The following is a 24,861-nucleotide window of genomic DNA, read 5'->3' as shown; positions in this document are numbered from 1 at the left end:
CCTATTTTATTTCTTCCCAAGAATCTTGAATATAAGTTAAGTTTTTAGAAATTTCGGGGTTAGGCATTCTGATAAAAGCATGACGTACGTACTCTGGAATAGCAAAACTTCCATCATCCTTAAAAATAGCCATTGCTTCGATAAGCTTATCTACTTTATCGTATGATAAAGAATATTTACCATTAGCCACAATTTTCTCAATTTTATGAGAATTATCAGGTACTGTTTGCATTTCGTTAACTGTAACGAAACGTCTTTTTAGACCACCTTTCCAGCGCTTAGTAGCAACCATTTCTGTTTTTAAGTTAAACCAGTTTTGTACTAAGAGGGCATTGCTAGATGTCGTATCTATAATTTTTAAGTCATTTCCTGATTTTCTAAATAGTAATTTACTAAAATCCTGGTGAATGTTTAGTGTATCGTTTCCTCCACTGTCTGAAATTATTATATTTTTATTTGTGTTTATCTCATACGTATCATTACTATCTCCTTTATTAAAGAGAATCGAATTAAATCCAGTAGAATTACTATATTTTCCGATGATTCTAGGTATATCATCGTACTTCATATTCTTGAAATCTTGAAACTCATTATTAGAAAAAACTTTTTCATAAGCAATATTTTCGGGAATTCCATTAGTAATTAAAGAAACTACTTCTGCATAGCCACTAGCTAAGGTTTTTCCTTGCATAAAATTAGCAACAATTTTCTCGGAATTCTTGATGTCTGCTTTTTTTAAAATATCAATAGAAAAATCGACACAATTATGTGCTTTACCAATAATATCGTAATCTTCTTTCTTTGCATTAGTATTTTCGTGCATCTTTTGAGCTTCAATTAATGCCTTACTATAAGATTCTTTTGATACTTCAATTACTTGATATGAATGTTTATTTGGTTTATATCTTATTCTTGATTGGGAATCCATGTATTCGGGAAATATTCCTCCTGTTATATTTCCTAATTCAATTTTTTCAGTATTAGCTCCAAACCAACCATCTCTTTTAGCGTTGTGAACAAATTCTATATTAGTGTGACCAATAATTGTATCTTTATATTCATGTATTACGATATAAAATCCTTTTCCTGTAGGAAATCCAGAATATACTTTATCAATTCTTTCAGCAGCTTGCTCCGTAAGTTTTTTGTTTAGACTCCATACTGATGACGGGGTGTAGTCATGGTGATTGTTATCATCACTTTTCTCTCGGCTATATTTATCAGAGTCATCTAATTTGCCAGTGACTTCAATAGTATCTAGTTCCATTGTATCGTTATTTTTAGACATGGAAAAACTCCTTTGAATTAATATTTGATAATAAAGGTATGTTGGTTTATTTGTTCTAATTTATAGTATCCTTTTCGGCAGCGAATAATACTTTTCATTCGACCGAATGGGAATCCTAAGCCGGCAGGCTTATAATGGCTCATTTCATCATTCTTCATGACTTTTGCTTTACATGGTGAATTGAATAAGGAGATAAGAAAATCTTTTTCTTTAACTAATTCAGGGTCTTGTATTTCAAATAAATAACCTTGTTTGGAGAGGTTTATGTGTCTTTTATCATTAGGGTAAATATTAGTAATGTAATTTGGTATAACACTTTGGTGTATTTGAATATTATATGGGTTAATACCTGTTTTCTTTAGATGCCATTCAGATCTAATCAGGTCGTTTAATGCAATATAATGATCTATATATCCAAACTCTGCTCTGAGGAAATTAATACTGCAAGCACTCATGGGTAATATACAAATAAGATAATAAATTGATTTCTTAAACATAGAAATACTCCCTTTGATATTAGTGTAGCAAGATAGTAACAGCAATTTTACTTTTCTATTTCAAATAAGTAAAAATACAACAGATGCCAGTTTATATTTAGTTACGATAGTAGAATTTAGTATCATGGTTAGTCAATTACAAAAAGTAAAAAGTGTGAACTATCTCAAAAAAAATGATGAAGAGATGTGATAAAAATGGTTTCACCAAAGTGTTATTTGCTGAATATATAATAGTAGTGAACATTTTGTTTGTAGGATTGTTTAGCTTCAGTAATTTAAAAAAATTTGAGAGTCCGCCCCTTTATGATATTCTGCACACATTTTTGTACATTCGTTTTGAGGGAGTAAACCCTTTATGTGGCTTACTTTTATAGCTGTTTTTATTGTCTCGTTCGCCAGTCTCATTTTTATGCGCCCTGTGGCGGAAAAAATCGGTTTGGTGGATAAACCTAACTATCGTAAGCGCCACCAAGGGCTTATTCCATTAATCGGCGGAATTGCTTTATTTTTAGGCAATCTCACCTTCTATTTTATGGAATGGCAAGATATGCGATTACCGTGGTTGTATTTAACGGCGGTGACTTCGTTGCTGATTATCGGTGTATTAGACGACCGCTTCGATGTTAGCCCGTTTATTCGTGCCGTTATCCAAGCAACGCTAGCCGGTTTGATGATTTATAACGGGCTTTCGTTGGATAGCTTAGGTCAGGTAATTGCACCGTTTAGTATTGAACTCGGTGTGTTGGGTATTATTTTCACTGTGTTAGTGACCATCGGGGTGATTAACGCCTTTAACATGGTGGATGGAATTGACGGCTTATTGGCGGGGCTTTCCAGTGCCAGTTTTGCCGGTATCGGTGTGCTGATGTGGCTGGACGAGCAATACACCTTAGCTTATTGGTGCTTTGCGATTATTGTCGTATTGATTCCGTATGCGCTGTTTAACCTCAGTGTCTTCGGTGCAAAGTGGAAAGTGTTTATGGGCGATTCGGGTAGTACTCTGATTGGCTTTACTATTATTTGGATTCTGTTACTCAGCACGCAAGGTCAAGGGCATACGATTAGCCCGATTACCGGTTTATGGCTGATTGCCGTGCCGCTAATTGATATGGTAGCGGTAATTATTCGCCGTTTGAAAAAGGGCAAAAGCCCGTTTCGACCGGATCGCTTACACTTACACCATTTAATGATGCGTGCGGGATTAACTTCGCGCCAAGCGTTAGCGGTGATTACCTTCGGGGCGGCAATTTGTTCTACCATCGGCGTGCTAGGTGAATATTACTATTGGAACCAGTGGGTGATGACTATTGGTTTTATTGCGCTGTTCTTTATCTATGCTTACTCAATTACGCATGCTTGGCGTGTTACTCGTTTGATTCGCCGAATGAAACGTAGAGCAAAAAGAAAGCTGAAACTTGAGCAATAATCATAAGGTTTTGTTATGCAACAACAGCAATCAATCAGCCTAAGCGCCTTTTTCAAAAGATTATGTAAAGGTACGACAACGCTTATTTTCACTACCGCCATCGGTGCGGGCGCTGCTTTTGGTTTAGCGCAGTTACAAACACCAGTATGGAAATCGGTCGCACAGTTTGATCAGCCGAGAGTATTAGAGCTTGGCAATTACTATGCACTGTATTCGACTTATAGTTTTTTAAATGGTGGTGATAATGTCACTTACCATGTCTTAAAAGACGATAAAAGTGCGCTTTCCTTAGCACCGGCGGTGTCACAAAAAGCGGAAGAACTTGCGGCACAGGCGGCGTATGAGGAATTTAAACGAAATCTTACGTCAGTCGATGTGTTAGTAAATTTCTTAGCGCAAACGGAAACGGTGAAATTAAAGGCTCAGCTTGAAAATAAGCCGATTGCGGTGGTAGCACAACAAATGGCAACCCAGTTTGTGTTTGATAATGCTTCAAAACGTCAACCGGCGGATCGTTTAAGCGTATCGTCAGTCAATCCGGAAGAAGCGCAACAGTTACTGAGCCAATTTATTGCGTTTGCTAATCAACAGACGAAACAAACCTTAAATGCGGAACTGATTGCCAAATGGAAAATCTTATTTCAACAAGTGAAAACGGCAGCGGAAATCAAATTAGGTGCAACGCAACAAGGCAATCAAATTGCTGCGCAAGATTGGAACGGGAAATTAGCTTTAATGCGTTCAGTACAACCGCTGGATGATAAATTGGTGGCATTCCGTTTCGTCAAAGCACCGAATGTTCCGCTTTCACCCCATTCTCCTAATCAATCGCTTTGGTTAATGATTGGCGGATTAAGCGGATTATTATTCGGTATCATGCTGGTTTCTTTTTCGGGTTTATTGAGCAGAAAGCAAGGTAATGGCGAAACAAATTAATGTGTTAACCGTTTTTGGTACACGTCCTGAAGCGATCAAGATGGCACCGCTGGCAAAGATGTTGGCGGATGATCCGGCATTTAATGCCAAAGTGTGCGTAACCGGACAACATCGAGAAATGCTGGATCAGGTATTGGAACTGTTTGAGATTCGACCTGATTTTGATCTGAATGTGATGAAGTCCGGACAAGACCTCACCGATATTACCGTGCGAATCTTGCAAGCACTACAAGCGGTATTTGCAGAGTATCGTCCGGATATTGTGTTGGTGCATGGCGATACCACCACCACATTCGCCACAACATTAGCTTGTTATTATCAGCAAATTCCGGTCGGACACGTTGAAGCGGGGCTTAGAACCGGTGACCTATATTCACCGTTTCCGGAAGAGGGCAATCGCTTATTAACGAGTGTACTTGCCAACTATCATTTTGCGCCAACCCAAGAAGCGAAAGCCAACTTATTACAAGAGCGTAAAGCGGCGCAATCTATTTGGGTGACGGGCAATACTGTTATTGATGCGCTTTTGAGTATTTTGCAAAAAATTGGTCATAATGAACCGCTTGCAAGGCAATTAGCAGCACGTTACCCGTTTTTGGATCATACTAAAAAAATGATTTTAGTGACCGGGCATCGCCGAGAAAGTTTCGGACAAGGTTTTGAGCGTATTTGCCAAGCATTGGTTGAGCTTGCGAATCAGTATCCTGAAGTACAAATTGTTTATCCGGTACATTTAAATCCGAATGTACACGAACCGGTCAGCCGTTTGTTAGCCGGTATTCAAAATATTTTTCTAATTGAGCCGCAGGATTATTTGCCGTTTGTCTATCTAATGGATCGGGCTTATTTGATTTTAACCGATTCCGGCGGTATTCAAGAGGAAGCGCCGGCGTTAGGCAAACCGGTATTGGTGATGCGTGAAACCACCGAACGTCCGGAAGCGATTAAAGCCGGCACGGTACGTTTGGTGGGGACGGATACACGAAAAATTATTGCGGAAGTAGAGCGCTTGTTACAAGACGAGAACGCCTACCAAGCGATGGCGCAAGCGCATAATCCTTATGGTGACGGTCAGGCTTGCCAACGTATCGTGACTGCAATTAAACAAACTTTCTATTCATAAGCTTTGTGCTGTCCACAAAGCTTTTTTTACCACCTGTAGTTATATGGTGGTTTTCGGAAATCAGCAAATGACAACTTTTAATACCATTTCAGTAATTGGCTTAGGTTACATCGGGCTACCGACCGCAGCGGCATTTGCGACAGCAGGCTGCCGAGTTTTGGGGGTCGATATTAATGCCGATACGGTCAATACCATTAACCAAGGTAAGATTCATATTATTGAACCGGACCTAGACCAAGCCGTCCAACAAGCGGTCGAAAAAGGGCTACTTTCTGCAAGTGTTTCGGTTCAGCCTGCCGATGCTTTTCTTATTGCCGTTCCTACCCCTTTCAAAAATCATTACCAGCCGGATCTGAGTTATATTGAAGCCGCCGCGCGTGCGATCGCACCGCATTTAACCGCAGGTAATTTAGTTATTTTAGAATCGACTTCACCGGTTGGCACGACGGAACAATTAGCCCAGTGGTTGAAAGAAATTCGCCCGGATTTGAGCTTCCCGAATGAAGCCGGAGAGGCTGCCGATATTCGTATCGCATATTGTCCGGAACGTGTTTTACCAGGCAAAGTGATGGTGGAACTGTTCCAAAATGATCGCGTGATTGGCGGACTAAGTGCTAAATGCGCACAACAAGCGGTCGATTTATACAAACTTTTTGTAAAAGGCGAATGTATTCAAACTAATGCCCGTACAGCGGAAATGTGTAAATTAACCGAGAATAGCTTCCGTGACGTCAATATCGCTTTTGCCAATGAGTTGTCGATGATTTGCGATAAATTGCAAATCAGTGTTTGGGAATTGATTGAGCTGGCTAATCGCCACCCGCGAGTGAATATTTTGCAGCCGGGCGCGGGGGTCGGCGGGCATTGTATTGCGGTTGATCCTTGGTTTATTGTTTCGCAAGCGCCGGAACAGGCGCGTTTAATTCGCACGGCACGGGAGGTGAATGACAGCAAACCGCATTGGGTGATGGATAAAGTAAAAGCGGCATTAGCGGATTGTGTGACGGAGAAAAATGTTAAACCGAGTGAGGTAAAAATCGCTTGTTTGGGTTTGGCATTTAAACCGGATATTGATGATTTGCGTGAAAGCCCAGCGGTGGAAATTACCGAAAATCTTGCAAATTGGCACAACGGTAAAGTGTTTGCGGTGGAACCGAATGTCACTCGTTTACCGGCAAAATTGCAAGATAAAGTCGAGCTGTTAAGCTTTGAACAAGCGTTACAGCAGGCGGATATTTTAGTCTTGTTGGTGGATCATCAATCGTTTAAAGCGGTGTCGGCCGAGGCAATTCCGCAGCGCTGGTTAGTCGATACAAGAGGCGTATGGATAAAATAATGCAGCGTAAAATTGCACCGAATCAATGGCTATCCGAATTTTTCGGACGAGACATTTACGAAATCAAAGTTGCAGCAGACGATATAGAACAGATTCGCTTGGTACAGCAACAAGGGTTTCAGTTTGTTGAGGGCGAGTTGGATTTCTGTCTGTCATTGGTAAATTTTTTGCCAAAAATGACCGCTTATCAGCTGGCAACCGAAGCGGATATTACTTCATTACAAGCGTTGTTTGGTACGGCATTTCCTATGAGTCGCTTTCGAGCGCCGTGGTTTTCCGCAGAAGAAAATCAACGTTTTTACCAAACGTGGATTAGCAACGCAGTACGAGCGGAATTTGATGACGTTTGCTTAGTATTAAAAACGGTAAGCGGTCAAATTCAGGGCGGAATTAGCGTTCGTGTACAAGATAAGCAGGCTCGGGTTGGTTTACTGGCGGTTGCTCCATCATTTCGCCGACAAGGTATCGCCAGTCAATTATTACAGGCGGCAATCAATTGGGCGCAACAGCAAGGTGCGGAAACATTAGCGGTTGCCACTCAAACGAGCAACCTAAACGCTATTCGCTTGTATCAGAAATTAGGCGCTTCGCTTCAGCAGGCAAGCTATTGGTTTTGTCTTTAAATAACGTGATGAAATATGATTCCATTTAATAAACCGCCGGTCATTGGCAGTGAATTGGCTTATCTACAGAATGCGATTAATAGCGGGAAATTATCCGGCGATAGCTATTATACCAAGCAATGCGAACGCTGGTTTGAACAGCACTTCGGCACACCTAAAGCGTTGTTAACGCCGTCATGCACCGCCTCACTTGAAATGGCGGCAATTTTGCTGAATATTCAAGCGGGTGATGAAGTGATTATGCCAAGTTACACCTTTGTTTCTACGGCAAATGCGTTTGCGTTGCGTGGGGCGAAAATTGTGTTTGTCGATATTCGTCCGGATACGATGAATATTGATGAAACGAAAATTGAGGCGGCGATTACCTCTCGTACAAAAGTCATCGTGCCGGTACATTACGCCGGCGTTGCTTGTGAAATGGATAGCATTATGGCGATTGCAGCTAAACACAATTTATATGTGGTGGAAGACGCAGCGCAAGCCGTGATGGCTTTTTATAAAGGCAGACCGTTAGGTACAATCGGGCACTTAGGTTGTTATAGTTTTCACGAAACTAAAAATTACAGCTCAGGCGGCGAAGGCGGGGCGATCTTAATTAATGACGCTAAATTGGTAGAACGTGCTGAGATCGTGCGAGAAAAAGGCACTAATCGCAGCCAATTTTTCCGAGGACAAGTAGATAAATATACGTGGCGTGATATCGGTTCAAGTTTTTTGATGTCCGATTTACAAGCGGCTTATTTAGCGGCGCAACTTGAAGCGGCGGAACAAATCAATCAGCGCCGTTTGAGTATTTGGCAACAGTATTTCGAAGCGTTTTCGCCTTTTGCAGCGGAACAACGCATTCAGTTACCGCAAGTACCGGCGGAATGTCAGCATAATGCGCATATGTTTTATCTAAAATTTAAAGATTTAACTGAACGTAGCGCCTTTATTGAATGGATGAAGCAAAAGGATATTTTAGCGGTATTCCACTATATTCCGTTGCATTCAAGCCCGGCAGGGCAACAATTCGGCACTTTTTTCGGTGAGGATCAATACACTAGCGTGGAAAGCGATCGTTTAGTACGTTTACCTTTATTTTATAATATGTCGGAAGCAGAATTACGCCTTGTGATTGAGGCGGTATTGGAATTTCTTCATCAATGAAATCGTTAAGTAGCACAACCCTTTGGACGGCATTTTCTACTGCATTTAAAATTGTCGTCGGGTTATTACTGATTAAGTTATTTGCGTTGCAATTCGGCACGGCGGGCTTAGGTCAAGTTGCCAATTTTATGACCCTAATTACCGTGTTAGGTGTTTTTGCCGGTGCAGGTATTTTTAACGGCGTCACCAAGTATGTGGCGGAATTTGAACATCAGCCTGATAAGTTAACCGCTTTGCTCTCAACCTCTAATCGCATTATTGTGCTGTTTTCCGGTGTGTTGGCATTGATTTTGTTCTTATTTGCCGAGCAGATTAGCCAATGGCTCTTTTATTCGAAAGATTATCAAGCCGTGATTATGGCAACTGCTGTTGCGCAGTTTGGGATTGCCAATAGCAATTATTTTTTAGCGATTTTAAAAGGCTATCGTAACGTCAAAGCAAATGCATTGAGCGTGATTATCGGTTCTTTGTTAGGCTTAATCTTTTTTCTCATCGGCTTATATAGCTATGGCTATCAAGGCGCATTAGTCGGTTTTGTTGTGTTACCGGCATTAGTGTTTTTGCCGGCTCGTTATTTCTTAAGCAGGCAGCTACAAGCGGTCAAATTTTGGGGAAATTTTACATTTTCTGCCGAATACGCGAAGAAATTGCTGAAATTTAGCGTGATGGTTTTTCTGACTGCAGTAACTTTGCCGGTTGCTTATGTGTTGATGCGAGATTTATTAGTTGAACATCATTCGTTAGAAGCGCTTGGTTTATGGCAAGGAGTGAGTAAGATTTCCGATGCTTATTTACAATTTATTACTGCGGCATTTTCGGTTTATTTGTTACCGACTTTTGCCAAATTGCATGAAAAATTTGCGGTGCAAAAAGAGCTGATTAAAGCGCTTAAATTTGTCGGTATTTCTGTTATTGGGATTAGCTTTATCATTTTCATGTTTAAGCATTGGATTATATTGCTGCTTTATACCGAAGATTTCTTGGCGATGGAGTCGCTGTTTATCTGGCAGTTACTTGGTGATGTTTTTAAAGTAATGGCTTATGTATTCGGCTATTTGGTTGTGGCTAAGGCATCGTTAAAACTGTATGCGGCAGCCGAGTTCTTACAATTAGCGTTATTAGTTGGTATGGGCTATTTGTTCATTCCGCCGTATGGTGCGGAAGGGGCAACGCAAGCCTATTTTGTCACTTACTTTTGTTATTTCTTGCTATGCGTGGCAGGATTCAAATACTATATGAAGCATTAAAGAAAAAGCCCTCGGGACATCCTGCCTGAGGGCTTTGTTATTAACAATACTTGCTAATTATTTGTTGAGGTTGAATTTAGACTGAGACACTCACATTTTCTTTCACACGGCAGCTACACGCCAGCACATAACCTTGTGCAATTTCTTCTTCGGTTAAATCGCCGGTGTGTACCACTTCATATTCACCGCCGGTGACTTTGGTTTTACATAAACCGCATAAACCGGTACGACAGCCGGAAACCACCGGTTGTTCTTGTGCTTCTAATGCGGCTAATAGGGTCATACCGACCGGCACTTCTGCAGTGATTTGTTTTGCACCGTTGATGGTTAAGGTGGTTTTCTTATCCGAACTGATTTCACCGGCTAAGGCAGTATTAAAGAAAGCTTCGGTAAAGAATCGATCTTCGCTTACGCCTAATTCGGTTACGATATCTTTTAACGCCACCATATAGGCTTCGGGGCCGCAGGTCATCACGGTGTAATCGCTCACATTCGGCACGGCATTTTTGATAATTTCTGCCGAAATTCGACCGCTTGCAAAGCCTTCGGTTGCCCCGACCGAAGCGTTAATCACTAAGTTGAGTTTCGGATATTTAGCTTGTAGCTCTTGCCATTCCGATTTGAAAATTACATCTTCCGGTGAATGTACGGAATGGATAACGGTTAAGTTTACTTCCGGACGGTTTGCCAATAACCAACGAGCCATCGACATAATTGGTGTAACACCGCTTCCTGCCCCGACTAATAAGTAATTATCTGCTAACACCTGTTGGCAAGAAAACTCGCCCATTGGATTCGAGAACCACACTTGGTCGCCGACTTTCACTTCATTATTAAGCCAAGTCGAACCGACCCCGCCTTCAATTTCACGCACGGTAATCGACACGAAACGGCTCTCGCCCGGGGTAGAAGAAAGTGAATAAGCACGAGTAATATGCGGCGTGTTTTTAATGCTGACTAACGCATATTGCCCTGCTTGGTATGGGTAGAAATCTTGTGCGATAAAGTTAATCGTTTTTACCTTTGGCGCTTCTTGTACGATTGAATAAACCTGTAATTCGTTAATACATAAAGGGTTTTTATTGGTATTTGCCATTTTAATTATTCCTTCTTGTTCTTTTCGGGCGGGCACTGAACCCGCCCCTACAAGCGGTTTAAATTTGCAAAAATTTTGCGAAATTTAACCGCTCTTTTTTAATTAGCCGATTATTTATTGATGATATGACCGAAATCTTGTTCAGGGGTAGTTAAACCGCTTAAACCGAATTTTTCGTGTAATAAATTCATCACATTGTCATTTAAGAACGCCGGTTTGCTTGGGCCTGAATAAACATTTTTCACGCCAAGCGCTAACAGCGTTAATAACACGATAATCGCTTTTTGTTCGAACCAAGAAAGCACAATCGAAAGTGGCAATTCGTTTAAGCCAATCCCTAATTTCTGCGAAAGCGTTACCGCTAACATAATCGCTGAATAGGTGTCGTTACATTGACCTGCGTCTAGTAAGCGAGGTAAGCCGCCATCAATCGTACCGAAATCCAGTTTGTTGAAACGGTATTTACCGCAACCAAGCGTAAGCACCGCAGTATCTTTCGGTAACGCATAGGCTAAATCAGTGTAATAGTGGCGTTCTTCTTTATCGCCATCACAACCACCGATCACAAATACATGGCTTAATTTGCCCGCTTTGACTAAATCAATTACTGCGTCCGATGCGTCAATTAAAGTCTTGCGACCGAAGCCAACGGTGATGTAATGTTCTAATTCGGTATATGGGAAGCCTTCACATTCCAACGCTTTTTCGATAACCGGTGCAAAGTTGTGTTTTTCTAAATGCACCACACCCGGCCAGCCTACGATGTTACAAGTGAAGATACGATCGGCATAATCGCCCACATTCGGATCGATTAAACAGTTTGATGTCATCACGATCGCACCTGGGAAGCGCGCAAATTCTTTTTGTTGATTCTGCCAGCCTGAACCGTAGTTACCGACTAAATGTTTGTATTTTTTCAGTTCCGGATAGCCGTGTGCCGGTAGCATTTCACCGTGGGTGTAAACATTAATGCCTTTGCCTTCGGTTTGTTCTAATAATTCTTTTAAGTCTTTTAAATCGTGACCTGAAATCAGGATACATTTGCCTTTCACCGGACGGATATTTACCGTTGCCGGCACCGGATTGCCGAAAGTTTCGGTTTCGCCGGCATCTAACATTGCCATCACTTTAAAGTTCATTGCACCAATAGCGAGCGATTTCTCGAGTAATTCGTTTAAATCGCTTGGTTTTGTGCCTAACCAAGCCATAAAGCCGTGGTATTCCACATATAAATCGTTATCGAATTTGCCTAACACATAAGCGTGTTCTAAATAAGCCGCCGCACCTTTTAAGCCGTAAAGCGCTAATAAACGCACGCCGTGAACTTCTTCACCGATTTCCGCTCGATCTGTATCTAATGCAAATTCTTTAGCCTGTTCGGCAAGTTGATCAATTGAAATGCCTTTGAGTTCAATGTGTGCTAATGGATGGTTGAGCGTGGGGTTCGGCTCAATTTCGCTGACCGCTTTAATTAATTCGTTACGATAAATAATCGCTTGTTGCGCATAGCCAACGATACGGTTTGAATCGAAGTTTACGTTGGTTAGGGTGGCAAAGAACGCACGAGGGGCGAAGTTGTCCGCATCGTGGTTGATAATGCCGTGTTCACGCGCTTTTAACGCCCACGCAGAAAGACTGTGTAAGCAGGCAATTAATAAGTCTTGTAAATCTGAGGTTTCCGCCGTTTTACCGCACATACCTTGACCGAAACTACAACCGTTTCCCACCGGGGTTACCATAGTTTGTTCACATTGAACGCAGTACATAAAATTACTCCAATTTAAATAATAAAATAAGTAACCTACTAAAATAGTAGGAATTAATGTTCGCAATCATAGCGATAACAAAAATGGAGAAAAAGCAGAAAATTTTGGAAAATGCAGGGAATTTGATCTAGTCGTAGTTATCTACTTAAAATAGGGTATAGGTTATTTTTATTGCAAATTATTCCTAATTTTATTGGTAAAGTTTTAGTGGTTTTTGACCGCTTGTTTTGATTCTAAGCGGCATATGATAAACTTTTAATCATCAGAGTATTTTTATACTGATCTGAAGCTGTCATTTAAAAAACATAATATTAGAACGTATCTCGGCGATCAGTATTGGTCGCTTTTGTCTTTGGCTATAACAAGCGTCATATATTTTCAGAAAGCATTTTATGAAACCGATTTATCACATTTTAGGCTCAGATATTCCACATCATAATCATACGGTGTTGAGCTTTTTCCAGAACGAACTGTTGCCTCAATTAAATGGTCAACAGCATTTCTTTTATGTTGTAGCGGATCGCTCACTACTTAGTGCGTACCCTAATCTATCTCTTTCTTGTTTCGACACGAAAAAAAGTATTGCTCAAACGGTGGTGCGTAAAGCTCGTTTGGATAAGCAGGCGCAATTTATTTTGCACGGTCAGTATAATTTTCCGCTTTGGTTTGCAATTTTAAGTGGGAATCTACCTGCTTCTCGCTGCTATTGGCATATTTGGGGCGCGGATTTATATGAAGACTCAAAAGCGTGGAAGTTTAAAATGATGTATCCCGTTCGCCGTATGGCACAAAATAAATTGCCGGTGTTATGGGGAACGAAAGGAGATTTGGCTTTTGCACATCAAAAGTTGCAACGTGATCCTACACAAGACAGCGTATTATATTTTCCAACCAAGATGGCAAATCTTCAGCCTCAAGAAATAGTGCCGAATCATTCACAATTAACCGTTTTATTAGGGAATTCGGGCGATCAGTCGAATCGTCATATAGATGCGCTGGTACAAATTAAGCAACATTTGGGCGATCAGGTTCGCATTATTATTCCAATGGGTTATCCGGCGAATAACCAGCACTATATCGAGCAAGTAAGGCAACAGGCGGTCAAATTATTTCCGGAAAATGCAATTGAAATTCTGACGGAGCAATTGAATTTTGAGGACTATTTGGCGCTATTGGCAAAATGCGATGCGGGCTATTTTAACTTTGAACGTCAACAGGGCATAGGAACCATCTGTTTACTGACGCAGCTAAATATCCCGACGATTTTATGTCGTAATAATCCTTTTACGCTTGATATGCAAGCGGAGAATGTCCCTTTTCTCTATAGTGAAGAGATAACGCCGACCAAGCTTGCACAAACTCAACAACAATTAGCGAATTTAGATAAAAGTACGATTAGCTTTTTTGCACCGAATTATCGTACGCAATGGTTAGCGCTTTTAACGCAGGTAAGTGAAAAATAATATGATAATGGAATATGCTTTACTCGGTGGATTTTATATCTTGTCGGCATGGCTGCTCTTAGCGCTTTGCTATATGGCTTATCAGCGAAAGCCTTTTTCGTTCCACTTATTATTTAGTGTTATTTATTTTGTGACTTTTTATTTAGGTTTTCCGTTATCGCTGACATTATTTCTAGGTTTTAATGTTGAGCTACAAAGTGCGGACAGCTTGTTGCTAACTTTATTTAGTGCTTTATCCGGTTACCTCATCTATTACGCTATCTATCATTCTTCATTATTATCAAGAGTGGATACAAGACAACAAGCGGTCGAATTTCCACAGAAATTTGCAAAATTTGAAGCAAAAGTGACCGCTTATCTGTTAGCGGGAGTGGCAATTGCGAGTTTAGTGGCGTTTATTGCGATAAATGGGCTACTACTCTTTAAACTTACGCAATATAACCAAATCTTTTCCGCAGCGGTAAGCGGCGTGGCTTTAAAACGCTTCTTCTATTTCTTTATTCCTGCGCTACTGATTATGTTTTTCTTATCGAACAATAAAAAAGCGTGGGTTACTTTTCTGAGCTGTGGTGTGGCATTTGGAGTACTCACTTATTTAGCAGTGGGCGGAACCAGAGCCAATATGGCATTGGCATTTGTGTTGTTCTTTTTTATTGGCCTTTATAAACGCTACCTTAGCTTTAAATGGTTAGTGATAGCGGGAGTAGCAATGATAGGTGCAATGTTCGTCTTAGCACTGGTACGTTACGGCTTGAATGTGAGCGGTAAAGAAGCATTATTTACTTTCTTATATTTAACACGTGATACCTTCTCACCATGGGAAAATGTTGCCTTAATTTTAGATCAACCGATGGAACATCAGGGATTGATGCCGATAGTGCGTGATTTTTATGTGTATATTCCTAAATGGCTATGGTTGGACAGACCGGACTATGTTTTAAATACGGCAAATTATTTTACGTGGGAAATATTAGGTAATTTTTCCGGATTAGCCATTTCGCCGACTCTCTTAGGTTCTTTCTATATTATGGGCGGCTTTCCGATGATCGCTTTAGGTATGGCATTTATTGGCTTACTTATTAAAGCTTTCGATAGATTGCTTGATTACGGCAGAACACATTCTCAAGCCAGTCGTGCCGCACTGATTCAGGCTTATTGCTTTGCGAATTTATTCAATATCATTGTTTTGGTGCGAGAAGGGAGCGATGCCTTTTTTTCTCGCTTGAGTTTTTTCAGTGTGATTTTTGCATTATGTTGGCTAATCGCCTATCTGGTTAGCACACTTGCTAACAACATTACACGTATAAAAGAAGGCTAATATGATACAAAGCGTCACCATTAGAGGCATTGAATTACTTGCCGCAAAAGACAAAATGACCTTCGTGGATTTTTTAATGAACCAACAAGCGATCAAAACCGGCAAACTAATTGCAATTAATGCGGAAAAACTCATTATCAGCGAGCAACAAGCCGAAGTTAACAAATTACTGGAGAATGCTGAGTATAAATATGCGGACGGCATTAGCATTGTCCGCGCTATTAAAAAGAAATATCCGAATATACAAGAAATAGAACGCATTGCCGGTGCCGATTTATGGGAAGCGCTGATGCAGAAAGCCGGCGAGTTAGCGGTTCCGGTATTCTTGGTGGGAAGCACTGCGGAGACATTGGCAAAAGTACAGCAAAAATTAACCGCTTGGAATGTCAATATTGTCGGGACGCAAGACGGCTACTTTAAAATGGAAGACGAACATGCGCTGATTGAAAGAGTTCGTCAGAGCGGCGCAAAGTTTGTGAGTGTCGCAATGGGTTCACCGAAACAAGAACTTTTTATGCAAAAAGCTCAACAAGCCCATCCGCATTGCTTATATATGGGCGTAGGCGGCACTTATGACGTATTTACCGGAAAAGTTAAACGTGCGCCTAAAATTTGGCAAGATCTCGGGTTAGAGTGGTTATATCGTTTATTGAGCCAACCGACACGCTGGCGACGTCAATTAAATTTAATTCGCTTTGCGTATTACTACTACACAAAACAGCTATAAAAAACAGCAAAATTGACAATTATTATTCATTTTGAATAAATTAAAAGCAGGCGAACGTATTTTTGTAACTTTTTTAAAAAAAGTGCTAGACAAGGTAAGGTGAAATCTATAATATACGCCTCCGTTGCGACGCACTAAACAAAACGATGAAAATCGTAAGCGTTCGTAGCTCAGTTGGATAGAGCGTTGGCCTCCGGAGCCAAAGGTCGCAAGTTCGAATCTTGTCGAGCGCGCCAGTGGTCAAAAGCAATATTCAATCGGCAATGGTGGCTATAGCTCAGTTGGTAGAGCCCCGGATTGTGATTCCGGTTGTCGTGAGTTCGAGTCTCATTAGCCACCCCATTTAAAATATACTCTTATGAGTAACTGACGGCGAGTAGCGCAGCTTGGTAGCGCAACTGGTTTGGGACCAGTGGGTCGTAGGTTCAAATCCTATCTCGCCGACCACTTTATTTTTCGTTCTTTAACAATTTATCAGACAATCTGTGTGGGCACTTGTTGATTGACTTAATTAAAAAATATTTTTGATTTTGAAGTCTTAATAGGTGCTTAAACTAGAAATTCATTTTTACTTTTAAAGTAATATGTAAACTTAGCTAAGCAGTTTATTGAGCGATTAAACTTTTTGAATTGAAGAGTTTGATCATGGCTCAGATTGAACGCTGGCGGCAGGCTTAACACATGCAAGTCGAACGGTAGCACGAAGGAGCTTGCTCCTTGGGTGACGAGTGGCGGACGGGTGAGTAATGCTTGGGAATCTGGCTTATGGAGGGGGATAACTACGGGAAACTGTAGCTAATACCGCGTAATATCTTCGGATTAAAGTGTGGGACCGCAAGGCCACATGCCATGAGATGAGCCCAAGTGGGATTAGGTAGTTGGTGGGGTAAAGGCCTACCAAGCCGACGATCTCTAGCTGGTCTGAGAGGATGACCAGCCACACTGGAACTGAGACACGGTCCAGACTCCTACGGGAGGCAGCAGTGGGGAATATTGCACAATGGGGGGAACCCTGATGCAGCCATGCCGCGTGAATGAAGAAGGCCTTCGGGTTGTAAAGTTCTTTCGGTAGCGAGGAAGGTATCAAATTTAATAGATTTGGTAATTGACGTTAACTACAGAAGAAGCACCGGCTAACTCCGTGCCAGCAGCCGCGGTAATACGGAGGGTGCGAGCGTTAATCGGAATAACTGGGCGTAAAGGGCACGCAGGCGGTTGATTAAGTGAGATGTGAAAGCCCCGGGCTTAACCTGGGAATTGCATTTCATACTGGTCAACTAGAGTACTTTAGGGAGGGGTAGAATTCCACGTGTAGCGGTGAAATGCGTAGAGATGTGGAGGAATACCGAAGGCGAAGGCAGCCCCTTGGGAATGTACTGACGCTCATGTGCGAAAGCGTGGGGAGCAAACAGGATTAGATACCCTGGTAGTCCACGCTGTAAACGCTGTCGATTTGGGGATTGGACTTTAAGTCTGGTGCCCGAAGCTAACGTGATAAATCGACCGCCTGGGGAGTACGGCCGCAAGGTTAAAACTCAAATGAATTGACGGGGGCCCGCACAAGCGGTGGAGCATGTGGTTTAATTCGATGCAACGCGAAGAACCTTACCTACTCTTGACATCCATGGAATCTTGTAGAGATACGAGAGTGCCTTCGGGAACCATGAGACAGGTGCTGCATGGCTGTCGTCAGCTCGTGTTGTGAAATGTTGGGTTAAGTCCCGCAACGAGCGCAACCCTTATCCTTTGTTGCCAGCGGTTCGGCCGGGAACTCAAAGGAGACTGCCAGTGATAAACTGGAGGAAGGTGGGGATGACGTCAAGTCATCATGGCCCTTACGAGTAGGGCTACACACGTGCTACAATGGCGTATACAGAGGGAAGCAATATGGCGACATGGAGCAAATCTCACAAAGTACGTCTAAGTCCGGATTGGAGTCTGCAACTCGACTCCATGAAGTCGGAATCGCTAGTAATCGCAAATCAGAATGTTGCGGTGAATACGTTCCCGGGCCTTGTACACACCGCCCGTCACACCATGGGAGTGGGTTGTACCAGAAGTAGATAGCTTAACCGCAAGGGGGGCGTTTACCACGGTATGATTCATGACTGGGGTGAAGTCGTAACAAGGTAACCGTAGGGGAACCTGCGGTTGGATCACCTCCTTACCAAGATTAAGCGACTGCAAGTGTTCACACAGATTGTTTGATAGAAAGAAGACGAAAACGGATATAATCCGGCATCCTTTTGGGTCTGTAGCTCAGGTGGTTAGAGCGCACCCCTGATAAGGGTGAGGTCGGTGGTTCAAGTCCACTCAGACCCACCACTCTAAACGAGTGAAAACTGAAAGGTGAGATTATGTTCAGTCATGATGTATGGGGATATAGCTCAGCTGGGAGAGCGCCTGCCTTGCACGCAGGAGGTCAGCGGTTCGATCCCGCTTATCTCCACCAATCATCATGACTAAGTGAATAAATAGAATGTTTGTTTATTTAGTCATGATGATAAGTCAAATTATTGTCTTAAATTGTTCTTTAAAAAATTGGAAACAAGCTGAAAAACTGAGAGATTTTTCAAGTTCGTTAAAGCGGAAGTGATAACGAATACATTGAAAGTCTGAGTAGTTAAAAAATCTTAGCTGAACAAAAGCAGCTAAGTGTTTAGTTTAAAAACTAACGTCAAATGCGAAGTTTGAAAGAATAAGAACATTTGAGGTTGTATAGTTAAGTGACTAAGCGTACACGGTGGATGCCTTGGCAATCAGAGGCGAAGAAGGACGTGCTAATCTGCGAAAAGCTTGGATGAGTTGATAAGAAGCGTTTAATCCAAGATATCCGAATGGGGAAACCCACTAGATGAAGAATCTAGTATCACTATCTGAATACATAGGATAGTGAGGCAAACCGGGAGAACTGAAACATCTAAGTACCCCGAGGAAAAGAAATCAACCGAGATTCTGTAAGTAGCGGCGAGCGAAAGCGGAAGAGCCTGTTAGTGATAATAGTTTTGTTAGGAGAATGAGCTGGGAAGCTCAATCGTAGAGGGTGATAATCCCGTATCCGAAAACATTATTATGGTACTAAGCTAACGATAAGTAGGGCGGGACACGAGAAATCCTGTTTGAAGATGGGGGGACCATCCTCCAAGGCTAAATACTCCTGATTGACCGATAGTGAACCAGTACTGTGAAGGAAAGGCGAAAAGAACCCCAGTGAGGGGAGTGAAATAGAACCTGAAACCGTGTACGTACAAGCAGTGGGAGCCTCTTAATGGGGTGACTGCGTACCTTTTGTATAATGGGTCAGCGACTTATATTTTGTAGCGAGGTTAACTGAATAAGGGAGCCGAAGGGAAACCGAGTCTTAACTGGGCGTTTGAGTTGCAAGGTATAGACCCGAAACCCGGTGATCTAGCCATGGGCAGGTTGAAGATTGGGTAACACTAATTGGAGGACCGAACCGACTAATGTTGAAAAATTAGCGGATGACTTGTGGCTGGGGGTGAAAGGCCAATCAAACCGGGAGATAGCTGGTTCTCCCCGAAATCTATTTAGGTAGAGCCTTGAGCGGACACCTTCGGGGGTAGAGCACTGTTTCGGCTAGGGGTCCATCCCGGATTACCAACCCGATGCAAACTGCGAATACCGAAGAGTGATACTCAGGAGACACACGGTGGGTGCTAACGTCCATCGTGGAGAGGGAAACAACCCAGACCGCCAGCTAAGGTCCCAAAGTACTAGTTAAGTGGGAAACGAAGTGGGAAGGCTTAGACAGCTAGGATGTTGGCTTAGAAGCAGCCACCATTTAAAGAAAGCGTAATAGCTCACTAGTCGAGTCGGCCTGCGCGGAAGATGTAACGGGGCTAAAACTAGTCACCGAAGCTGCGGCATCAGTAGAAATACTGTTGGGTAGGGGAGCGTTCTGTAAGCGGATGAAGCTGAATTGAGAAGTTTGGTGGACGTATCAGAAGTGCGAATGCTGACATAAGTAACGACAAAACGAGTGAAAAACTCGTTCGCCGGAAGACCAAGGGTTCCTGTCCAACGTTAATCGGGGCAGGGTGAGTCGGCCCCTAAGGCGAGGCTGAAAAGCGTAGTCGATGGGAAACGGGTTAATATTCCCGTACTTGGTATAACTGCGATGTGGGGACGGAGAAGGTTAGGTTATCAGACTGTTGGATGTCTGTTTAAGCCGGTAGGTGGGAATTTTAGGCAAATCCGGAATTCCGTTAACACCGAGAAGTGATGACGAGTCTCTACGGAGATGAAGTAACCGATACCACGCTTCCAGGAAAAGCCACTAAGCTTCAGGTTATACTAAACCGTACTATAAACCGACACAGGTGGTCAGGTAGAGAATACTCAGGCGCTTGAGAGAACTCGGGTGAAGGAACTAGGCAAAATAGCACCGTAACTTCGGGAGAAGGTGCGCCGGCGTAGATTGTAGAGATTTACTCTCGAAGGTTGAACCGGTCGAAGATACCAGCTGGCTGCAACTGTTTATTAAAAACACAGCACTCTGCAAACACGAAAGTGGACGTATAGGGTGTGATGCCTGCCCGGTGCTGGAAGGTTAATTGATGGTGTTATCGAAAGAGAAGCTCCTGATCGAAGCCCCAGTAAACGGCGGCCGTAACTATAACGGTCCTAAGGTAGCGAAATTCCTTGTCGGGTAAGTTCCGACCTGCACGAATGGCATAATGATGGCCAGGCTGTCTCCACCCGAGACTCAGTGAAATTGAAATCGCCGTGAAGATGCGGTGTACCCGCGGCTAGACGGAAAGACCCCGTGAACCTTTACTATAGCTTGACACTGAACATTGAATTTTGATGTGTAGGATAGGTGGGAGCCTTTGAAGCAGTCACGCCAGTGATTGTGGAGGCGTCCTTGAAATACCACCCTTTAACGTTTGATGTTCTAACGAAGATTGCGGAACGCGGTCTCGGACAGTGTCTGGTGGGTAGTTTGACTGGGGCGGTCTCCTCCCAAAGAGTAACGGAGGAGCACGAAGGTTTGCTAATCACGGTCGGACATCGTGAGGTTAGTGCAATGGTATAAGCAAGCTTAACTGCGAGACAGACAAGTCGAGCAGGTGCGAAAGCAGGTCATAGTGATCCGGTGGTTCTGAATGGAAGGGCCATCGCTCAACGGATAAAAGGTACTCCGGGGATAACAGGCTGATACCGCCCAAGAGTTCATATCGACGGCGGTGTTTGGCACCTCGATGTCGGCTCATCACATCCTGGGGCTGAAGTAGGTCCCAAGGGTATGGCTGTTCGCCATTTAAAGTGGTACGCGAGCTGGGTTTAGAACGTCGTGAGACAGTTCGGTCCCTATCTGCCGTGGGCGTTGGAGAATTGAGAGGGGCTGCTCCTAGTACGAGAGGACCGGAGTGGACGCATCACTGGTGTTCCAGTTGTCTCGCCAGAGGCATTGCTGGGTAGCTACATGCGGAAGAGATAAGTGCTGAAAGCATCTAAGCACGAAACTTGCCTCAAGATGAGTTCTCCCAGTCTATAAGACTGTAAGGGTTGTTGGAGACTACGACGTAGATAGGTCTGGTGTGTAAGTGGTGTGAGCCATTGAGCTAACGGATACTAATTGCCCGAGAGGCTTAACTATACAACGCTCAAGTGTTTTTGGGCATGAAGCAAATAAATGCTAAAGAGAACTAAACTAAAAATCAGTAGCAGCTTGTTTCGAATTTAAACCGAATTTCCCGACGACAATAGTGCGGTTGTCCCACCTGAATCCATTCCGAACTCAGAAGTGAAAAGCCGTTACGTCGATGGTAGTGTGGGGCTTCCCCATGTGAGAGTAGAGCATCGTCGGGTTTTTATTACCTTAGCTTATTTTAACTAAGTGAGTTAAGTTAATAAGTACAGAATTTGATTAACAGCCATAGTGCCGTGGCTCTACCTGACTCCATTCCGAACTCAGAAGTAAAACGCGGTAACGCCGATGGTAGTGTGGGGCTTCCCCATGTGAGAGTAGGGCACTGTTAATCTACTAAATTTGCGGAGCGGTAGTTCAGCTGGTTAGAATACCTGCCTGTCACGCAGGGGGTCGCGGGTTCGAGTCCCGTCCGTTCCGCCACTTATCTAAAAGCGAGTTAGTTACTCGCTTTATCTATATATGATACCAATAGGGGCGTAGTTCAATTGGTAGAGCACCGGTCTCCAAAACCGGGTGTTGGGAGTTCGAGCCTCTCCGCCCCTGCCATATTTAAGAAGCCGATTAGTTTATACTAATCGGCTTTTTGCATATTTATACTTTTTCTTTGAGGTTAGGTTTTCTGTTAGAATAATAAAATATTCCGAAACAAAAGTAGCTTTATGAAGAGTTTAGATCCTATTATTGAACAATTTCTAGATACCTTATGGCAAGAGCATGGGTTATCTGAAAATACCTCAGCTTCATATCGTTTAGATTTAGAGAGTTTCTCTGAATGGTTGCCTACACCCAAAGCATTTCTTACTTTAGATCATTTTGACTTACAGTCTTTTCTTGGCGAGAGATTGGAACAAGGTTATAAGGCAACGAGTTCAGCTCGAATGTTAAGTTGTCTACGTAAGTTTTTTCGCTTTTTATATATAGAGAATTATCGACAAGATGATCCTACATTAACTTTAACTTCTCCTCGTAAGCCGATTCATTTACCTAAATCTTTAAGTGAAGAGCAAGTGATGGATTTATTGGATTGTCCGAATACGTTAGATCCGGTCGAGTTACGTGATAAAGCAATGCTAGAATTACTTTATGCGACAGGGCTACGTGTTACCGAGCTTGTTTCTCTCACAATAGACAATGTGAGTTTACATCAGGGCGTAGTACGTGTTGTGGGTAAAGGTGATAAAGAAAGATTAGTACCGATAGGTGAAGAGGCAAGTTATTGGATTCAAGAATTTTTCCAATATGGGCGTGCAATATTATTAAATAATATACAATCAGATGTTGTATTTCCAAGTCGCCGTGGTCAACAAATGACACGTCAAACCTTTTGGCACAGAATAAAGCATTACGCTGTTTTGGCCGGTATTGATAGTGAGAAGCTGTCTCCACATGTATTGCGCCATGCTTTTGCAACACATTTAGTCAATCATGGCGCTGATTTAAGGGTGGTACAAATGCTTTTGGGGCATAGTGATCTTTCTACTACTCAAATTTATACTCATGTCGCGAAAGCACGTTTAAAATCACTACATCAACAATTTCATCCACGAGGATAATATGCAAAAATCATCATCTAAATTTAATTGGGCATTAGCATTCTTTTGCTTACCTTGTGCATTATGGCCGCTTGCATTATTGGTTTCACCCAAATTTTCTAGCCTAGCGTTAAGTCCAGCTCAGATTAATTGGTTTTCAACGGCTTTCTGGATTTATCCATTAGTCTTATTTGTAATTGCATTGGTTTTATATAAGTTACATCAATCAAAAAAATCGTTAGCAAGAGGCTTATTGATGTTTTTTCTCATTGGGTTTTATGTCTTACTTGGCTATATTATCCAATCCTTATAACCCATAAACCTGCGAAAGCAGGTTTTTTTAATGGCAAAGAAAAACTAACTGATCGCTGAAAAAGATAAGCGGTGTGCGTTTACGTAACCAGACTGGAACTTGCGCTTGTTGGTAGCGTTTCTTCATTTCTTCTCGCATCGGCTTGCCATACTGTTTGACTTTACCCTGATGCGCCAACTTTACTTGCAGCGGAGCATTTACTAACGCTTCCGGCAATAACAAGCGGTCAATTTTACCTGATTTTTTGTAAATAATGCTGTCGCCTAAATGTTGTAACTCGCCGACTCCGTCCGGTAGCGTTAACGATTGTTGTGTGCAGAGCGGCTGGCAAAAATCGTTTATCTCGAGCAGTTCACCGGTTAAATATAAATGATGTTGATAACGGCGTAGCCAAAAATCGGCTAATTTAAGCTGCGGATTTTTATCGGCATCCGCATAAATTGTTTGCTGAATCACTTGCATCAGCTGTGCCGTGCTTGGCATTTGTGCGCCGCATTTTTCCAGCCATAAACGAATTAATTGCTGTTGCTTTGCCATAGAAAATTGTGGGAACTCTTTGATATTTAAGCGCTTTTCAGAAAAGTCCGCATAGTGTTGTAATTCTTGAGCGAGTAATTCTTCCAATAACATTTGTTGTTCGGCACAATGCTGTGCAGAACGAGCCACCATTTGACTGAAATGCTGCCAGCGTTGATTCACAATCGGCAACACTTCATTGCGTAAAAAATTACGGTCGTAATGGCTGTCGTGATTACTTTCGTCTTCAATCCAAGTTAATTGCTGTTGCAGCGCATATTGTTCGATTTGCGCTTTGCTCACATTAAGAAGCGGTCTAAAAATGGTAAAATTTTGCCAAAATCCGACCGCTTGCATCGCCGATAGTCCTTTGATTCCACTGCCACGTTTCAAGGCAAGCAGGAACGTTTCTGCTTGATCATCAAGATGATGAGCGGTCACTAACACTTCGTTAGGCAGAATAATTTCACCGATTGCTTGATAACGTGCCGTTCTGGCGCCGGCTTCGATACCTTCACTGCGATCCACCGTAACTTTTTGCAAAATAAACGGGATTTTTAACCGCTTGCAAAGTTGCTCACAGAAAGCTGCCCAACTATCGGCATTCGGACTAAGTCCATGGTGAATATGTACCGCTCTTAGGTTGAGCTGTAATTCGGCTAACAGGTGCAGTAACACAATCGAATCAATACCACCGCTTAAGCCAAGCACAAAATCTCGCTGGGTCGGGAAGTAGTGTTTAAATTGTTTTCGAAGTGTATCAAATAACATATTGCGCCTTATTTATGGTCGGTCATTTTCCTCATTCTATCATTATTCAGCGGCTCTTTT

General features: G+C 42.5%; 17 protein-coding genes, 7 tRNA genes and 4 rRNA genes. 23 read left to right on the top strand and 5 right to left on the bottom strand.

What is annotated here, in order from left to right; all coding sequences use genetic code 11:
- Position 1: 1 nt before the first annotated feature.
- Together EL121_RS05420 and EL121_RS05415 are read right to left on the bottom strand one after the other, a co-directional pair.
- Positions 2-1,288 (bottom strand): hypothetical protein, encoded by a 1,287-nt coding sequence (locus EL121_RS05420; RefSeq protein ID WP_039198250.1) that lies wholly within the window; start codon positions 1,286-1,288, stop codon positions 2-4.
- Between the two features lie 17 nt (positions 1,289-1,305).
- On the bottom strand, positions 1,306-1,785 hold the full coding sequence (locus tag EL121_RS05415; RefSeq protein WP_039198248.1) for a hypothetical protein: 480 nt from the start codon (positions 1,783-1,785) through the stop codon (positions 1,306-1,308).
- Positions 1,786-2,140: 355 nt separating this feature from the next.
- Here EL121_RS05415 and wecA point away from each other — a divergent pair, with 355 nt between their 5' ends.
- The 7 genes from wecA to wzxE all read left to right on the top strand — a co-directional run bounded on the left by wecA (position 2,141) and on the right by wzxE (position 9,625).
- Positions 2,141-3,211, top strand: coding sequence for a UDP-N-acetylglucosamine--undecaprenyl-phosphate N-acetylglucosaminephosphotransferase (wecA, locus tag EL121_RS05410; RefSeq protein WP_039198246.1), 1,071 nt, complete (start codon positions 2,141-2,143; stop codon positions 3,209-3,211).
- Positions 3,212-3,226: 15 nt separating this feature from the next.
- Complete coding sequence (locus EL121_RS05405; RefSeq protein WP_231554673.1) at positions 3,227-4,147, top strand: transporter; 921 nt, start codon at positions 3,227-3,229, stop codon at positions 4,145-4,147.
- Positions 4,131-5,270, top strand: a complete 1,140-nt coding sequence (wecB, locus tag EL121_RS05400; protein WP_081978378.1) for a non-hydrolyzing UDP-N-acetylglucosamine 2-epimerase — start codon at positions 4,131-4,133, stop codon at positions 5,268-5,270. The genes EL121_RS05405 and wecB overlap by 17 nt, the downstream gene beginning before the upstream one ends.
- Positions 5,271-5,337: 67 nt before the next feature.
- On the top strand, positions 5,338-6,606 hold the full coding sequence (wecC, locus tag EL121_RS05395; RefSeq protein WP_039198244.1) for a UDP-N-acetyl-D-mannosamine dehydrogenase: 1,269 nt from the start codon (positions 5,338-5,340) through the stop codon (positions 6,604-6,606).
- Positions 6,606-7,229 (top strand): dTDP-4-amino-4,6-dideoxy-D-galactose acyltransferase, encoded by a 624-nt coding sequence (gene rffC / locus EL121_RS05390; RefSeq protein WP_039198242.1) that lies wholly within the window; start codon positions 6,606-6,608, stop codon positions 7,227-7,229. Before wecC ends, rffC begins: the two co-directional genes overlap by 1 nt.
- A gap of 15 nt (positions 7,230-7,244) precedes the next feature.
- Entirely contained in the window at positions 7,245-8,378 is a 1,134-nt protein-coding gene (gene rffA / locus EL121_RS05385) for a dTDP-4-amino-4,6-dideoxygalactose transaminase (RefSeq protein ID WP_039198240.1), read from the top strand.
- Entirely contained in the window at positions 8,375-9,625 is a 1,251-nt protein-coding gene (gene wzxE / locus EL121_RS05380) for a lipid III flippase WzxE (protein ID WP_039198238.1), read from the top strand. Before rffA ends, wzxE begins: the two co-directional genes overlap by 4 nt.
- 76 nt (positions 9,626-9,701) lie before the next feature.
- Here wzxE and hcr read toward each other — a convergent pair whose 3' ends face one another.
- Both hcr and hcp read right to left on the bottom strand, forming a co-directional pair.
- Positions 9,702-10,721: an NADH oxidoreductase gene (hcr, locus tag EL121_RS05375; RefSeq protein WP_039198236.1), complete on the bottom strand. Its 1,020-nt coding sequence runs from the start codon at positions 10,719-10,721 to the stop codon at positions 9,702-9,704.
- A 110-nt stretch (positions 10,722-10,831) separates the two neighbouring features.
- Positions 10,832-12,487, bottom strand: a complete 1,656-nt coding sequence (gene hcp / locus EL121_RS05370; RefSeq protein ID WP_039198234.1) for a hydroxylamine reductase — start codon at positions 12,485-12,487, stop codon at positions 10,832-10,834.
- Positions 12,488-12,879: 392 nt separating this feature from the next.
- Between hcp and EL121_RS05365 the strand changes: the two genes are divergently transcribed.
- The 16 genes from EL121_RS05365 to EL121_RS05290 all read left to right on the top strand — a co-directional run bounded on the left by EL121_RS05365 (position 12,880) and on the right by EL121_RS05290 (position 23,514).
- Positions 12,880-13,950, top strand: a complete 1,071-nt coding sequence (locus EL121_RS05365; protein ID WP_039198232.1) for a TDP-N-acetylfucosamine:lipid II N-acetylfucosaminyltransferase — start codon at positions 12,880-12,882, stop codon at positions 13,948-13,950.
- Between the two features lies 1 nt (position 13,951).
- Positions 13,952-15,268 (top strand): ECA oligosaccharide polymerase, encoded by a 1,317-nt coding sequence (gene wzyE / locus EL121_RS05360; RefSeq protein WP_197050927.1) that lies wholly within the window; start codon positions 13,952-13,954, stop codon positions 15,266-15,268.
- 1 nt (position 15,269) lies between these two features.
- Positions 15,270-15,995 carry a lipopolysaccharide N-acetylmannosaminouronosyltransferase gene (gene wecG / locus EL121_RS05355; protein WP_039198230.1) on the top strand — a complete coding sequence of 242 codons (726 nt, stop codon included), beginning with the start codon at positions 15,270-15,272 and terminating at the stop codon, positions 15,993-15,995.
- Positions 15,996-16,154: 159 nt separating this feature from the next.
- A tRNA-Arg gene (locus EL121_RS05350) sits at positions 16,155-16,231 on the top strand.
- 30 nt (positions 16,232-16,261) lie between these two features.
- Positions 16,262-16,337 (top strand) — tRNA-His (locus tag EL121_RS05345).
- Positions 16,338-16,365: 28 nt separating this feature from the next.
- Positions 16,366-16,442, top strand: a tRNA-Pro gene (locus EL121_RS05340).
- A 180-nt stretch (positions 16,443-16,622) separates the two neighbouring features.
- A 16S ribosomal RNA gene (locus tag EL121_RS05335) occupies positions 16,623-18,162 on the top strand.
- Between the two features lie 81 nt (positions 18,163-18,243).
- Positions 18,244-18,320, top strand: a tRNA-Ile gene (locus EL121_RS05330).
- A gap of 51 nt (positions 18,321-18,371) precedes the next feature.
- Positions 18,372-18,447 (top strand) — tRNA-Ala (locus EL121_RS05325).
- A gap of 268 nt (positions 18,448-18,715) precedes the next feature.
- A 23S ribosomal RNA gene (locus EL121_RS05320) occupies positions 18,716-21,615 on the top strand.
- 96 nt (positions 21,616-21,711) lie between these two features.
- Positions 21,712-21,827 (top strand): 5S ribosomal RNA (gene rrf, locus EL121_RS05315).
- 57 nt (positions 21,828-21,884) lie between these two features.
- Positions 21,885-22,000: ribosomal RNA gene (gene rrf / locus EL121_RS05310) — 5S ribosomal RNA — on the top strand.
- The 16S, 23S and 5S rRNA genes sit together here with 7 tRNA genes alongside, the layout of an rRNA operon.
- A gap of 12 nt (positions 22,001-22,012) precedes the next feature.
- Positions 22,013-22,089, top strand: a tRNA-Asp gene (locus EL121_RS05305).
- Between the two features lie 50 nt (positions 22,090-22,139).
- Positions 22,140-22,215, top strand: a tRNA-Trp gene (locus tag EL121_RS05300).
- Positions 22,216-22,328: 113 nt separating this feature from the next.
- Complete coding sequence (xerD, locus tag EL121_RS05295; protein WP_039198229.1) at positions 22,329-23,222, top strand: site-specific tyrosine recombinase XerD; 894 nt, start codon at positions 22,329-22,331, stop codon at positions 23,220-23,222.
- A gap of 1 nt (position 23,223) precedes the next feature.
- Entirely contained in the window at positions 23,224-23,514 is a 291-nt protein-coding gene (locus tag EL121_RS05290; RefSeq protein WP_039198227.1) for a DUF5389 family protein, read from the top strand.
- Between the two features lie 27 nt (positions 23,515-23,541).
- On the opposite strand, the gene tilS is transcribed toward EL121_RS05290, so the two are convergent.
- Positions 23,542-24,801: a tRNA lysidine(34) synthetase TilS gene (gene tilS, locus EL121_RS05285; RefSeq protein WP_039198225.1), complete on the bottom strand. Its 1,260-nt coding sequence runs from the start codon at positions 24,799-24,801 to the stop codon at positions 23,542-23,544.
- Positions 24,802-24,861 lie beyond the last annotated feature (60 nt).

Source organism: Actinobacillus equuli, from assembly GCF_900636745.1.
Lineage (GTDB): Bacteria > Pseudomonadota > Gammaproteobacteria > Enterobacterales > Pasteurellaceae > Actinobacillus > Actinobacillus equuli.
This window is presented reverse-complemented; position numbering and strand designations above follow the sequence as displayed.